Source organism: Spirosoma aureum, assembly GCF_011604685.1.
Taxonomy (GTDB): Bacteria; Bacteroidota; Bacteroidia; order Cytophagales; family Spirosomataceae; genus Spirosoma; species Spirosoma aureum.
On record NZ_CP050063.1, the window covers coordinates 7,685,929 to 7,699,428 of the forward strand.

The 13,500-nt window shown below is 45.1% G+C and carries 14 protein-coding genes; 6 read left to right on the plus strand and 8 right to left on the minus strand.

Features of this window, described 5'->3' with window-relative positions; all coding sequences use genetic code 11:
* Positions 1-393: 393 nt before the first annotated feature.
* The 4 genes from G8759_RS30715 (at position 394) to G8759_RS30730 (ending at position 3,939) form a co-directional block, all read left to right on the plus strand.
* Positions 394-645, plus strand: a complete 252-nt coding sequence (locus G8759_RS30715; protein WP_167216849.1) for a YtxH domain-containing protein — start codon at positions 394-396, stop codon at positions 643-645.
* Positions 646-677: 32 nt separating this feature from the next.
* Positions 678-1,052 (plus strand): YtxH domain-containing protein, encoded by a 375-nt coding sequence (locus G8759_RS30720; protein WP_162384473.1) that lies wholly within the window; start codon positions 678-680, stop codon positions 1,050-1,052.
* Between the two features lie 298 nt (positions 1,053-1,350).
* Positions 1,351-2,718 (plus strand): TolC family protein, encoded by a 1,368-nt coding sequence (locus tag G8759_RS30725; protein WP_167216851.1) that lies wholly within the window; start codon positions 1,351-1,353, stop codon positions 2,716-2,718.
* Positions 2,719-2,721: 3 nt separating this feature from the next.
* A complete protein-coding gene (locus G8759_RS30730; protein WP_167216853.1) occupies positions 2,722-3,939 on the plus strand; it encodes an efflux RND transporter periplasmic adaptor subunit in 1,218 nt (405 codons plus the stop codon).
* Between the two features lie 121 nt (positions 3,940-4,060).
* Here G8759_RS30730 and G8759_RS30735 read toward each other — a convergent pair whose 3' ends face one another.
* Positions 4,061-4,525 carry an Lrp/AsnC family transcriptional regulator gene (locus tag G8759_RS30735; RefSeq protein ID WP_167216855.1) on the minus strand — a complete coding sequence of 155 codons (465 nt, stop codon included), beginning with the start codon at positions 4,523-4,525 and terminating at the stop codon, positions 4,061-4,063.
* A 170-nt stretch (positions 4,526-4,695) separates the two neighbouring features.
* Between G8759_RS30735 and ald the strand changes: the two genes are divergently transcribed.
* A complete protein-coding gene (gene ald, locus G8759_RS30740) occupies positions 4,696-5,829 on the plus strand; it encodes an alanine dehydrogenase (protein ID WP_167216857.1) in 1,134 nt (377 codons plus the stop codon).
* Between the two features lie 306 nt (positions 5,830-6,135).
* Here ald and G8759_RS30745 read toward each other — a convergent pair whose 3' ends face one another.
* The 5 genes from G8759_RS30745 to G8759_RS30765 all read right to left on the minus strand — a co-directional run bounded on the left by G8759_RS30745 (position 6,136) and on the right by G8759_RS30765 (position 10,089).
* Complete coding sequence (locus tag G8759_RS30745; protein WP_167216859.1) at positions 6,136-6,426, minus strand: hypothetical protein; 291 nt, start codon at positions 6,424-6,426, stop codon at positions 6,136-6,138.
* Between the two features lie 30 nt (positions 6,427-6,456).
* Positions 6,457-7,254, minus strand: coding sequence for a DUF3298 and DUF4163 domain-containing protein (locus G8759_RS30750; RefSeq protein ID WP_167216861.1), 798 nt, complete (start codon positions 7,252-7,254; stop codon positions 6,457-6,459).
* 135 nt (positions 7,255-7,389) lie between these two features.
* On the minus strand, positions 7,390-8,127 hold the full coding sequence (locus G8759_RS30755) for a LytR/AlgR family response regulator transcription factor (protein ID WP_162384466.1): 738 nt from the start codon (positions 8,125-8,127) through the stop codon (positions 7,390-7,392).
* 80 nt (positions 8,128-8,207) lie between these two features.
* Positions 8,208-9,284 carry a sensor histidine kinase gene (locus G8759_RS30760; protein ID WP_167216863.1) on the minus strand — a complete coding sequence of 359 codons (1,077 nt, stop codon included), beginning with the start codon at positions 9,282-9,284 and terminating at the stop codon, positions 8,208-8,210.
* Between the two features lie 169 nt (positions 9,285-9,453).
* On the minus strand, positions 9,454-10,089 hold the full coding sequence (locus tag G8759_RS30765) for a histidine phosphatase family protein (protein WP_167216865.1): 636 nt from the start codon (positions 10,087-10,089) through the stop codon (positions 9,454-9,456).
* 59 nt (positions 10,090-10,148) lie between these two features.
* Between G8759_RS30765 and G8759_RS30770 the strand changes: the two genes are divergently transcribed.
* On the plus strand, positions 10,149-10,565 hold the full coding sequence (locus G8759_RS30770; protein ID WP_167216867.1) for a hotdog fold thioesterase: 417 nt from the start codon (positions 10,149-10,151) through the stop codon (positions 10,563-10,565).
* A gap of 139 nt (positions 10,566-10,704) precedes the next feature.
* Here G8759_RS30770 and G8759_RS30775 read toward each other — a convergent pair whose 3' ends face one another.
* Positions 10,705-11,244, minus strand: a complete 540-nt coding sequence (locus G8759_RS30775) for a hypothetical protein (protein ID WP_167216869.1) — start codon at positions 11,242-11,244, stop codon at positions 10,705-10,707.
* A gap of 900 nt (positions 11,245-12,144) precedes the next feature.
* Entirely contained in the window at positions 12,145-13,437 is a 1,293-nt protein-coding gene (locus G8759_RS30780; RefSeq protein WP_167216871.1) for an HlyD family secretion protein, read from the minus strand.
* Positions 13,438-13,500 lie beyond the last annotated feature (63 nt).

Genomic DNA, 13,500 nt, shown 5'->3' on the forward strand with positions numbered 1-13,500 from the left:
CCTTTTTCAGCCAGACCAGTCTGGTTAAAGACATACACAACATACCTAACAAGGTGGTACATTTAGGTTTAGGTGGTTTCATTTTAGGTTAAGTACAAGTTACGGTGGGTACGGAATCCCTACGCCAAGTTGAGCGTAGGGATTTTTTGTTTTATCACTATTATTTGGCCCTACAATCAGGCAAATGCCCCAAATTAATGGTAGATTGTACTAACAATGGGGTGAGGAACTATTGGGGCCCTTTGTGGAAAATACTCCTCAGTATATCTATATTGGCTTATTCAGTATATTCAATAACTTGTTTTCTGTCAGACACTTATTACATTTGCGACGTTCTGGTACAAAATTTTCTATAGGAACGGCGTAATGAATCACACACTAAATCAAGCAATCATGAAATCGTTACCCGGAATTTTAGTGGGATTAGCAGTAGGAGCTATTGTCGGTGTTTTGTTAGCTCCAGAAAGTGGCAAGAAAACCCGCAAACGAATCTCGTCTGAGTCGGATTCGTTCTTTAAAGACCTGCAAGACCAGTTGCAATCGGGTCTGGATAATATACGTAGCCAATATAATGACTATGTCGACAGTGCTGTCTCAAAAACCCAGGACGCTGTTAGCCAGGTCAAGAAGAAAGCAAAATACTAATTGATCACCAATCACCTAAAACGAACAGAAAAATGAGAAGCTCACGCGATTTTTTAACAGGAATAATCACCGGTATCGTTATTGGCATTCTGACAGCTCCCCGGAGTGGGAAGGAAACACGAGACAAATTAACTGAAGAAGCCAGCAAAAGGACCGATGATCTGAAAGATCAATTACAAAAAGGTGTTTCGCAGGTAAAAGATGGTTTCGAGCAAGCTAAGTCGCAGGTGAATCAGTACGCCGATAAAGCGAAAGAGCAATACAATCAATATAAAGATCAGGCTACGGAAGCTTTCAATAAAGAAAAAGAGAATCTAAAATCTAAATACAATACTAAAGTTGATGATTTAGCCGACAATGCTCAATCTGGCGTTGAAGATTCGCAGGATGCGCTTAAAGTCAACTAGTGCAAAAATTTGATTTACTTAACGTCTTGAAAAACGCGGCAACCTACTCTGAATAAGGGTAGGTTGCTGTCGTTTTACAGCCTAAGTAATTGACAAAAATGTGATTAAAGATTCATTAAAATAAAAATACCACTAACAGGCTGCATATCTGCAAATTATCCTTTTTTATCAATATAGTAATACTTAAAGAATTTACGGTTTTGGTGACGTACAATTACTTAGATGTTTTGTTTAACAACCTTTTAATTTTGGTTTAAGCAGCCTTTAATTGCGTCTGATGACCTTTGCTGTTGAAATAATGTCTACCACATTGTTCAACATGATTTTGCAACTGACATCGGTTTTGTTTTCCCCCATACGTACCGCACTGACGGTATGGGCTGTGCTGAGTTTATCAACCGGGTTCGCTAATGCTCAAACGCCGGTTATAAACACAAATACACCTACAGTTCCCGCTTCCGATACGCTTCGGCTGACGCTTGCTCAGGCAGACGAACAGTTTAAAGCCCATAACCTGACTGTACTGGCTACGCAGCTTGGCATTAGAGAGAATCAGGCGTATGAAATCCAATCGCAACTGCGCATCAATCCGGCCATTTACGTCGAAACAATGCCGTATAACCAACAGACTAGGGAAGTACTCCCGTTTCGGCAGAGCAATGCTCAACAGGTTGTACAAGTGCAGCAATTGATCCGGCTGGCTGGTAAGCGGAACAAACAGCTTGCAATTGCCAGAACGAGCACAGAGTTGGCATCCGACCGTTTCTACGACCTTCTGCGAACACTGACCTATCAGCTCCATACCACCTTTTATGATCTCTATTATGCCCGGCAGACGCTAACTGTTTATAACCAGGAAATTACGACCCTTCAGCAAACCGTTGCTCTCTATCAGCAACAGTATGACAAAGGCAATGTGCCCCTTAAAGATCTGACTCGTCTGAAAGCTTATCTGTTTAGCCTGACTACCGAACGGCAACAACTGCTCCGCCGGATAATTGATGATCAGGCAGATCTGATTGTCTTGCTCAATACAAGTCCATCCACAGCCATACAACCTGTAGTAGCGCCCGAAGCCATCAATCGGTTTACGGTAAACAGTCTGACTATTAACAATTTGTTTCAGCTGGCAGAACAGCATCGATTTGATTTAAAAGGCTACCGAGATCAGGCAAAACAGGAACAACAGAACCTGACTCTGCAAAAAGCGATGGCTGTACCAGACCTGACCCTTCAGGGAACATACGACCGAAATGGCAGCTACATTCCAAACTATTTTGGGGTTGGTATAGGCATCAGCTTACCTGTACTCAATAAGAATCAGGGAAATATTCAGGCCGCTAAAATTCGTATTCAAAGTAGCCAGCAATTACTGAACGCGTACAATTTGCAGGTTGACAGCGATGTGGAACGGGCCTATACCAAAGCACTTCAGACCGAGCAACTATTCCAAACCTTCGACCAGCGGTTCAACGATGATTTCGGGCGGTTAATCGATGGTGTTACGACTAACTATAAAAAGCAAAATATTGATGTGGTTGAGTTTCTGGATTTTTTTGACTCCTATAAAAGTAGTCAGCTTCAGTTTGCCCAACTCCAGAATGACCGGATGCATAGCCTGGAAGAAGTAAGCTTTGCCGTTGGTACCAACCCCTTTCAAAATTAAGTCATGAAAAAGTATTCATTTCTATTGCCCTGCTCCCGCCCGCTTCAAATTCGCGACCACCTGGGGTTAAGTACCGATAAACCAATGGCAGCTGCCTTCGGATTTCTGGTCCGTTCATCGACCGATATCAGACTACGGCAACGGGCAATAGCCGCTCTAGCTGGTCTGCTCCTGATGGGTAGTCTGAGTAGTTGCGGCTCATCGGCCCAATCGGACGATGCAACGTCGACAGAACGCCACGAAACGAATTTGCTGTCTACGGCCCGACTTGATACAGCCCGGTTAGAAAATGCGGTCAATGAGTTGAATCTGACCGGAAAAATCACGTTTAATCAGGATCAGGTTGTCAAGGTGTTCCCACTTGTTGGTGGGCATATTGAGACGATCAAAGCCGATTTAGGCGATTTTGTTAAAAAAGGGCAGACATTAGCCGTGATCCGGTCGGGCGATCTTGCCGACCTGGAGCAACAGGGTATATCGGCCCGTGGGCAATTGTCTGTTGCTCAGAAGAATCTTCAGGTTACCGAAGATATGGCGCAGGCTGGTTTAAGTTCGCAACGGGAACTGGTAGCCAGCAAAGAACAACTGTTAGCGGCAAAAGGTGAAGTCAATCGCGTTTCGGAACGGCGTCGGATTCTGGGCGGCAATGGATCGGTTTACGTTGTGAAAGCGCCAATGAGTGGGTTTATCGTTGAAAAGACAGCCTCTCCCGGCATGGAGCTTCGTTCCGACGATCCCGAAAATCTGTTCACCATTTCGAACCTCGATCGCGTATGGGTGATGGCTAACGTATATGAGTCCGATCTGGCTAATGTTCATGAAGGCGACCCAACAACAATTACGACACTCTCCTACCCTGACAAAGTCTTTCATGGCCGGATCGATAAGATTTTTAATGTACTCGACCCCGATAGCAAGACGCTGAAGGTACGAGTAACCCTCGACAACGCTGACTATCGGCTAAAACCGGAAATGTTCGCCAACGTGAGCGTGACCTATCCCGGCCGCGACAAGCGCGTAACAGTTCCGGCTGGGGCCGTCGTCTTCGACAAAAATCGCAACTTTGTGGTGGCTGTCAATAAAGAAAATCAGCCCATTGTACGCGAAGTGAACATCTACAAAACGGTGGGGCAAAAAACATTCCTGGCGAGCGGCCTGACCCCCGGTGACCGGGTTGTTACCACAAACCAGCTATTGATCTACAATGCGTTAGGTAATTAAATCAGCTATTGGCAATCGAGTCCGACAGCCCTGGATACACGAAGCAAAAGATTTGTTTGGGTATCCAGGGCTGCCGGATTTAATCACCTGATCTAATGGCTGATAACAAGCTATAAATTCTTCACCCAACCGGTACTATGGTTGAATTTTTGACCTCAGCCATTACGAAAAAGCTGCTTATATGCAGCGTTCCGGGAATAACAGACAATTGTTCCTGATAAAACCGGTTATACGTTTCCATATCGCGACTAACGATCTTGAGCAGATAATCAAACGTGCCCGAAACCCGGTTACACTCCAGTACTTCTGGTAACTCGCGAACGGCTGCATCAAAGTCAGCGAAGGCATCACGTGTTTGTCGGTCCAGTGTTACCTGGCAATACACCATCAATATATTTCCCAGTTTTTTTTTATCCAGGATTGTTACATAGCGATCGATAACGCCTTCGCGTTCAAGCCGTTTAATACGTTCATGAACGGGAGTCTTGGACAGATTGATACGCTGTCCGATCTCCTGAATCGTCAGCTGGGCATTCTCCTGAAGTAAGCCCAGGATTTTATGATCAATTGAGTCTAGATTTACCATAACGGAATTTTTACGCTAGATAAGCCTATTATAGCTTACTGATAGGATAATTTCCTTTTAATAACTCGAATATTATCCATATTTCCCAAATAGTACGCAACTAGTAGAAAAGAAAACCTGTTAGCCTACCTTTGTTTTCTCAATCAACAACTTTTAAAGTCCCAGATATCATGGTTATTGGTGTTCCGAAGGAAATCAAAAACAATGAAAACCGCGTTGCTTTGACACCTGCTGGTGTTGCTGAGCTTCGGAAGTATGGCCATACTGTCTATGTACAGGTCAACGCTGGCGAAGGCAGTGGTTTTGAGGACGTAGAATACATTGCGGCTGGTGCGACTATGCTCCCGACTATCGAGGAGGTATATGGCATCGCCGAAATGATTATGAAGGTTAAAGAGCCAATTGCTGCTGAATATGACCTTATTAAAGAAGATCAATTACTGTTTACCTATTTCCACTTTGCTTCGTCGGAAGAGCTGACTCAGGCTATGCTGGCTAAAGGCGCAGTATGCCTGGCCTACGAAACAGTGGAGCGACCCGACCGTAGCTTACCACTACTCGTACCCATGTCGGAAGTAGCTGGTCGGATGGCGGTTCAGGAAGGAGCCAAGTATCTTGAAAAACCGCTCAAAGGTCGTGGAATTCTTCTGGGTGGCGTTCCGGGTGTAAAACCGGCTAACGTACTCATTCTCGGTGGTGGAATTGTCGGAACACAGGCCGCGAAAATGGCTGCCGGTTTAGGGGCGCATGTTACAATCATGGATGTTAGTCTGGCACGTTTACGCTATTTGTCGGACATTATGCCGCCCAACGTTCAGACAATGATGTCGAACGATTACAACATTCGTGAGATGATCAAGGTCTGCGATCTGATCATTGGTGCCGTCTTGATTCCGGGCGCCAAAGCTCCCCACCTCATTACCCGCGATATGTTGAAATTAATGCGGTCGGGTACGGTACTTGTAGACGTTGCCGTTGATCAGGGAGGTTGCATTGAAACCTGCCGCCCAACCACGCACGAAGATCCAACATTCATCATCGATGGCGTTGTGCATTACTGCGTAGCAAATATGCCGGGAGCGGTGCCTTACACCAGTACTGTTGCATTAACGAATGCTACCCTACCCTATGCACTCCAGTTAGCTAACAAAGGCTGGCAACAAGCCTGCCGCGACAACATGGACCTTCAGTTAGGGTTGAATGTAGTTGATGGCAAAATTGTTTACAAAGGTGTTGCTGATGCGTTCAATCTACCGCTGACTCCTGTAAGTCAGGTATTGGTTGAAGAAGAACTGGCGAACTAAAAGATTTCAGACACAGCGAAAAAGACATTTACTTATTCTTCGTCTTTTTAAGCTGTCACAAAATATTACCAATTCATCGACAAACGCAGGCCGCTCCTCTTGAGCGGCCTTTTTTTATGTGTCTTATGCTCTGTGAATTAGTCTGTCAAGCAGCCGTTGTGATATCGGCTTCTCCAAACCGCGTCGTTTAGGCCGGATGCGGTTTGGCAATCCGCAGAGGTCAGGTTGAAGCACCAGACCGCACACCAAAGAGGCAGCCCTGTACGCCAATCAGAATATAGATTGCTCTGATTTCCTTTCTACTCGTTAACCAAGCAATTGCTTTACCAGAACGGCCCACTCTTCATCAAGCGTGCCGTCGAAGAACGATGCACCAGCCCGGCGATACCAATAGTTGGCATTGAATCGATCGCCTTCTTTTCGGTGGAGGTAAGCATGTATGCGGTCATATGGCTTTTCGCCCTCACGAGTCTGAGCAATAGTATGCGCCTGTTCCCAGTTGCCATTAGCATCGTACCACAGCGCCTGTAGAAGCGGGGGCAGATCATTGGAAGGCTGTGCCTGACCGAGTCCAGCCTTAAATTGTTCGAATGTCATGTGGTGTTAGGATCTACCGTTCAAATTGAGCTAATACCAGGAGTCGCGCAGGATACCGTTTAGTTGTTCATACGGCACGGTTACCTCGATTGGACCAACGGCATAGGCTGCTATTTCGTAGGGATTATAGTAGAAAATCAGACCATCACGGCCAACCCCAATATTGGCTGGCAGAAAAAAACGACCATCCCGCAAAAAGTACCCGCGCTCTTCCAGATTATATTGGGGCAGCAGGTCCTGCTGTTTTCTAAACGCCTTTTCAACTACATTGAGCAGGGCCGTTGTATCCTCTACCAAATCGGTCAAAGCCAGTGTTTTGCCCGTTTCCCGATCAAAGGTGTAAAATGCCAGATTGGAATTAGGATGAGCCCCTCCCGTATACGCATAGGTTTCGATCTTAACCGTGATCGCGTTTGGACTCGTATAAACAGTATCGGCCGTAGTTTTCAGTTCCCAGCAACCGCCTAGTTTATCCATATCTTTCATCATGGATTCGTAGTCGGTTGCAAACAGTGTTGCCGCTTTGTTCAGGTCAACCCGAGCTTCTGGATTATTAGCAACTGTTGTACTGTCGAGCCAGCCTACAATACTGCCAACACTTATCTGGCGCATGCTGTCATTGATGGTGCGGGCCGCCTGCGAATCATCGTTGAGTAGAAAATAAGAAACCGACACATCAACCCCCTTATTGACAGACGTATCGCAGGTACTGGCTCCGGCAAGTTTGTATTGTTGCCGTTTTAGTAGAGGAGGCCCTGACTGGTGATTACAGGACGTAAACAATACTGTTGAGCCCAAAAAAAGATACGCGACTAAAAGATACTTCATGCACAGGAGTCTGCAATTGTTGAGTAATTGGCAACTAAGTAAACTCGTAAATCAGGCAATAGTAGCATTACCCAATTTATTAAACTAATAATCTAATAACCGATTGTTTACTAACCAATTACTGGGTTGCATTAATTACAAACTTAACAAATCTTTAAATCGTATCGCCTGACGACGGCTTATTTCGATTTTATCTCCTCCCCGTAATGTGACAAGTAACCCGCCACTAAACCAGGGTTCAATTTTTTCAATCCATTGCAAATTGATAATATGCTTACGATTGGCTCGAAAAAAAGTGGCCGGATTAAGCCGATCTTCCAAGGCATTCAATGATTTTAGCACTAACGGTTTCTGGTCATCGAAATACAGGCGAACATAGTTACCCATCGACTCGAACAACCGTACTTTGCCGAGTTTAACAAACCAGCATTTCTCGCCATCTTTCACGAAAACCTGATCGTTCTCGCCCAGGACTTTAGACGTTGGCCCAATCGACGGCCCCTGTGTTTCACCCGCGTGCTGTTGCTCTTCTTCTACGCGGTGAATCGCTTCCGAAAGCCGGGCTAACTCAACAGGTTTGAGCAGGTAATCGAGCGCATTGAATTCAAAGGCTTTGATAGCATATTCATCGAAGGCCGTTGTAAAAATAACTTCCGGCGTTTTGCCCTCAATGGACTGTAGCAATTCGAAACCATTTTTGCCCGGCATCTGAATATCTAGAAATAGTAGCTCAGGCTCGAGGTCTTCGATCATTGGCAGGGCCTCATCTGCATTGGCAGCTTCGCCCACAATCTGAATTTTCGGAAAGTTTTCCAGTAGCCGGCGGAGTTCGTTGCGGGCTAACCGTTCGTCGTCGATAATAAGGGTCTTCATAAGGGAATTATGGGTGATAGGTGGTGAACGATAATGAGTGTCACCGATCGACACAATTCATCATCGCTCCGGCGAGCCGGTTATAATTCACCATTCTTTACTTTTTCACGTCGAAATATACCCTCCGACTGGGTAGGAATACTAATTTCAGCACAGACTATATTGTCATCTTCCTGAAAAATCTGGAAAGTAGCTTCGGGTCCATAGAGCAGTTCGAGCCGTTGAGCCGTATTGGCCAGCCCGAATCCTCCAGATGCCTCTTTATCGCCCAGCACACCCGTATTACGAATGGTAATGTGCAGTTTGTCGGCTACTATGGTTGACTGAACTTCAACGAATCCGCCACCTACTGCTGTCGAAACACCGTGTTTAATGGCATTTTCGACCAGAGTTTGAAGCATCATTGGGGGCACTTGCCAGAACAGCGTCCGGTTATCCAGCTCAATGCGGGAAGTCAGGCGGTCTTCGTAACGGACCTTTTCGAGGGCCAGATAATCTTCTACAGTCTTGATTTCTTCACGCAGTTCGACCGTTTTGCGCCGGTCGGCCAGCAGGGAGTTGCGGAGCAGATTGGAGAGTTGGGTAATGCCCTGCTGCGCTTTGGTAGGATTTTCATAAACCAGCGCCCGAATGCTGTTCAAGGCGTTGAAAACAAAGTGCGGATTCAACTGCGACCGCAATACTTTCGCTTCTGTTTCCCGGATACTGGTTTTAAGCAAAATCCGTTCAATTTCTGCGTTTCGGTTTTCTTCAACGTAATGATAGGCGGTGTAGCTAAGCACCCAGGCGAGCATATTTTTACCCCAGGTAAGCAAATAGCCAATCGTCGGCCAGGGCTCTTCAATAAAATATTGTGGGAATAAACGCCTGTCGATCGGAATATTGACCAATGTCATAATCATGGCCAGTACCAGCACCGACAGGAGCACACGCGGAACAAGCCGGAAGAAAGGCAGCCGCACCCAATTCCATCGCCGGATCATCAATCGATAGAGGTGCGTCAGCGTAATTCCCAGAAAAATATTAGCGATGGCCAGGTAAAGCGCATCAGGATCAAACCCTGATTCAAGCACATACGCCAGATACTCCACCAGTATGAGGAGTGACCAGCCAAAGAGCTGGCAAAACCAATATATTTTTTGTTTTGAAGTACTCATTCCATTTACCGCCCTTAGCTGGACAATAAGCGAATGTACAAGATTTTAACTCAAATTTTGGGATAACTACATCAAAGGAAGTGGAAAAGGAGGAATGGGAAAAACGAAGGATGAAAACCGCTTAATTACTTTACCAGATTTCACCTTGAGACCCTGCCTTGATCCTGATTTACGCCAATGCCAATGTTAGCAAGTGCGATGTATCGTTTGCCACTTCGATGGTAAATGTTTTTTCGTTGTAATCGTAGCGAAGTTTGTACAGACATAGATTGCTATGCTCAAACTGGTCCATGATCGACAACGGCTGGTTCGTGAGCCAGCAGAGTAGAATTCGCATGGCCCGCCCGTGCATGGCAACCAGAACCGTTTCTTCGTCGGGATGTGATAAAATAACATCGATGGCAACTTTCTGACGAATGACAACTTCTTCCGGACTCTCTCCGCCATCGGTTGGCAAGGCCGTATTGCCCGATGCCCAGGCTTCAATCAGATTTCGGTAGTATTCATTGTCTATATTGCCCGGAACTTTACCTTCCATGATGCCCCAACTGATCTCATTGAGACCCGTCAGTTTTTCGTAGGGTATACCGAGTTCGATAAACGATTCAACCGTTTGATAGGTCCGTTTGAGGCCAGAAATATAGATTTTCTGGAAGGGAACATGCTGGTAGGCCTGAAAAAATGCCATAGCCTGGGCGCGGCCCATCTCATTGAGATCTGAGTCAACGCCACTTCCCTGCACCACGCCCCGCCGATTATAATCGGTTTCGCCGTGGCGAATTAAATATATGGTTTTTTGTTGCAAGCTCTTAGCTTTGTCTTCCGTTGTATTCGGGTGCAAAATTATACAAAATTCGCTGCATTATGAAAGCAGGCTTTGACCTGAGTAACCTGGAGTTTGCCCACGCCGACTCGATTGTTAAACATCTGGGCATTGAGTTTACGGAAGCAGGAGAAGGGTATCTGACCGCCCGAATGCCGGTCGATGGTCGGACTCACCAGCCTTTCGGGATTTTACACGGAGGAGCCTCGGTTGTTCTGGCCGAATCATTGGGTAGTACGGCCTCCTATATGCTGCTCGATGATCCAACTAAGCAACGGGCTGTCGGACTTGAAATCAATGCCAATCACCTCCGCTCCGTGCGCGAGGGATGGGTATATGGCCGTTGCACACCCATTCATACGGGTCGTACCACGCACGTATGGGACATTCGAATCACCGATGAAAACGGTAAGCTTGTTTGCGTGAGTCGGCTAACGATTGCGATTATCAATGGCTGATTATTGGGATAGCAGCATCAATCCGTTTTATCAACCAAACAATCACTGATCATTTGTTAATTTCCTAAGCAGATAAAATAACTTTTCGAGCAGGCAACTGTCTTCTGTAACAACCTCGGCAGAAGCAGCCATGCCGCTTTTATGGGCCATTCGTTTTAATTTTACGTCCACTTATGGCTATTGTCTTTTGTAAAATCTTAGAGTACGCGATTCTGTTTACAGTGTCATTGTTTACAGAGTAGGAAAAGTAAATGGCCGTAGGATCTGACTGGATGGTTTTCCAAATTGCCATACTGGAATCAGGTATACTTAATGAATCGTTGTTCATAATGGAAACTTGATTAAAGAACGTTGGCGAAAAAAAGTTGTCAATTCGTTTTTTAATTTCCAGCTCATCCCTGTCAGGAATAATTAGCCCTTCATGATTTAACAATTTACGAGCGGGGAAAACGGTTTTGTAGATAGGTTCCCCCTTATAATTAGTAATATTCAAAAAGACTTCTCCTGTAATTATTGATTCTCCGTTAACGTCTATGCTCAACGTGTCTTGCCAGGTTTGATTTGAGAAAAACCGAATAACACGGTTCGTATATAATGGCTTAATTTGATTGGCATTTGTAATTTCGGGCGAATTATTTTCACTTGTTTGCGTACAAAAAGTAAAGCTTGTACTTATCATACATAGTACTAACTGTTGTAGTACTCGTCTCTGTTGTAAAATCCTCGTCATATAAAGGCAAAACTTGTTTCGTGTCCGTGATTCATGGTAAATTACCTTCATTAGTTTGTAGTAAACAATAATTTGAAATGTCCCATCTTCATTTCCCTTTCATAAACTTGCGAATGAAAGTTGTTTTACTGCTCCACAAACCAGTCTTTTTCATCGGCTCACATTCATGGATTCAGTTAACCCGTTCCAAGGTTAACCATGACGTTCTAAAATAACCCCCTTCACAAAAATTGCCATAGCACTCTCAAATTTTAAAAGAGCGGAAGATTATAGACAAGTTTGTTTTCTAATGAGACTTATTCTCCGGTCTTTCGTTGAGCAATAAGTGTAAATTTCATTTCATAACGGTCTCCTTACTGAACAACTGTATAGAAGTTGTTTAGTGGCTCTGGATACCCCTGCTGCCACACAGCAAAAGCGATCTGTTTGTCATTACGGATTAGCGTGATTTTGGCCTGACTAGTAATAAGATTTGAATAATACTCCTTGTTGGTCCTGCTGGATGTTGAATCGAAAGCGACCGAAAAGTCTCTGAGCTTAATTTGCCTTCTCACTCCTGACCAATCACTTATCAGTTTATGATCTACAAAGACCTGAATATTGTTTAATTCGTTAAGCATCGATATAGCAATACCTGTATTATCCTGAGCAAAACTATTTCTGACCAAGAAGCAAAAACTAATGATTCGAAAGAAAATAAAACAGTGCTTCATAGCTGCATTACCCCGATTTTGTTTGACGAAAGGATCATTTTAGGGTTTTGTATGCGTGAGTCGGCTAACGATCGCGATTATCAATGGCTGATCATTGGATTGACAACATCAATTCGTTTCATCAACCAAACGATCACTACCCCTTCGTGAATTTCCTAAGCTGATAAAACAACTTTTCGAGCAGGCGACTATCTTCTGTAACAACCTCGGCAGAAGCAGCCATGCCGCTTTTATAGGCTAACTTCTGGCCATAACTCGTTCTTAAGCCGTTACTGAGGGTGACCTTGGCCAGAAATACGCTGTCTTTTAGAGAAACGTCTGCAATAGTTGCAATACGCCCATGCACAATCCCATATTCCTGATAGGGGTAGCCTACAAATTTTATCTGCACTTTCTGCCCAATCTGCACCTTCCCGGCATTCTGTTGCGGAATACGTAATTCACCAAAATAGGTAGTGTTGGGGGGCGCTACGTAAAATAACTCCTGATTGATCCCAACGGATTGGTTCTCCTGCAAAATACCCGCAAAAAAAACGCGTCCGGTTACGGGAGCAGTAAGTATATATTTCAACTTCCAGGCATCCGTTGCACTTTGCAAGGTGTTGAGGGTCTGCAAGAATTTATCCCGTTCTTCGGCTACCTGCTTCGCTAATTCCAGAATCTCTTTCTGCTTTGCCCGTTGCGCTGTAAGGTTATTAATTAATGCCGACATTGTTTGCTGGTAAGGTAGTTTCCGAGCGATGGCTTTACTTTCCTCCCTTTTCAACTCAAGCAGAGCAATCACCTTGTCTCTGGCTAACTGTTGCTGAATGGCGTAGTCTTCCTGGGCGAGCGTCATATCTCTTGCCTGTATCTGACGCTGTTCCTGTAAGTTGTGGGCCAATGCCCGTAAATCGGAGATTTCCTGCATCAAAAGCCTTTTTTTGTGACTATAAAATCCATTAGCCAGGTAAGCTCGTAGCTGAATATGCGCCTGCTCAAAGGTTTGGTAATCATTTTGTAACTCACCCAATTGGCTGTAATGGGATAAATCCAATCGATCCAATCCGTCAAGATTACCCTGACTAGCTATCGACCAGGCTTTGGTTAGTTCGTGCGACAGCCGAAGTACTTGATCGTGATGAGCGGTGCTTTCCAGAAAAGCGAGTATTGTTCCAGCCCTTACAGTCTGGCCTTCGTGCGCAAACAAACGAATCAGTTTACCGTCGGTACGGGTCAGAATAGCTTTGGGCGCGTTGGCAGAGGTGAGCTTTAACGAAGCCCGCACCAGATCAGGATAATGAACCATCCAGGCACCAACAAATACCAAGATAACAGCCAGACAGGCGACCGTAACACCCCAGCGAAGCAACCATTTCGGTGGTCGGGCCAACAGTTCGTGTACCTCCTCAGAGCGTAGTTCGGTAAAGTAATCTGAACCGGGATTCATTTGATTGAATTGATTAGCTTGATTTTGTTTTTTAGTAATGTCGAGTTTGAGAACGCGACACAG

Coding starts and splice junctions, on each gene's coding strand:
- G8759_RS30725 (WP_167216851.1), top strand. CDS start 1,351: ATGTCTACCACATTGTTCAACATGATTTTGCAACTGACATCGGTTTTG.
- G8759_RS30760 (WP_167216863.1), bottom strand. CDS start 9,284: ATGAGTACTTCAAAACAAAAAATATATTGGTTTTGCCAGCTCTTTGGC.
- G8759_RS30780 (WP_167216871.1), bottom strand. CDS start 13,437: ATGAATCCCGGTTCAGATTACTTTACCGAACTACGCTCTGAGGAGGTA.
- G8759_RS30775 (WP_167216869.1), bottom strand. CDS start 11,244: ATGATAAGTACAAGCTTTACTTTTTGTACGCAAACAAGTGAAAATAAT.
- G8759_RS30735 (WP_167216855.1), bottom strand. CDS start 4,525: ATGGTAAATCTAGACTCAATTGATCATAAAATCCTGGGCTTACTTCAG.
- G8759_RS30750 (WP_167216861.1), bottom strand. CDS start 7,254: ATGAAGTATCTTTTAGTCGCGTATCTTTTTTTGGGCTCAACAGTATTG.
- G8759_RS30755 (WP_162384466.1), bottom strand. CDS start 8,127: ATGAAGACCCTTATTATCGACGACGAACGGTTAGCCCGCAACGAACTC.
- G8759_RS30720 (WP_162384473.1), top strand. CDS start 678: ATGAGAAGCTCACGCGATTTTTTAACAGGAATAATCACCGGTATCGTT.
- G8759_RS30745 (WP_167216859.1), bottom strand. CDS start 6,426: ATGACATTCGAACAATTTAAGGCTGGACTCGGTCAGGCACAGCCTTCC.
- G8759_RS30770 (WP_167216867.1), top strand. CDS start 10,149: ATGAAAGCAGGCTTTGACCTGAGTAACCTGGAGTTTGCCCACGCCGAC.
- G8759_RS30715 (WP_167216849.1), top strand. CDS start 394: ATGAAATCGTTACCCGGAATTTTAGTGGGATTAGCAGTAGGAGCTATT.
- G8759_RS30730 (WP_167216853.1), top strand. CDS start 2,722: ATGAAAAAGTATTCATTTCTATTGCCCTGCTCCCGCCCGCTTCAAATT.
- ald (WP_167216857.1), top strand. CDS start 4,696: ATGGTTATTGGTGTTCCGAAGGAAATCAAAAACAATGAAAACCGCGTT.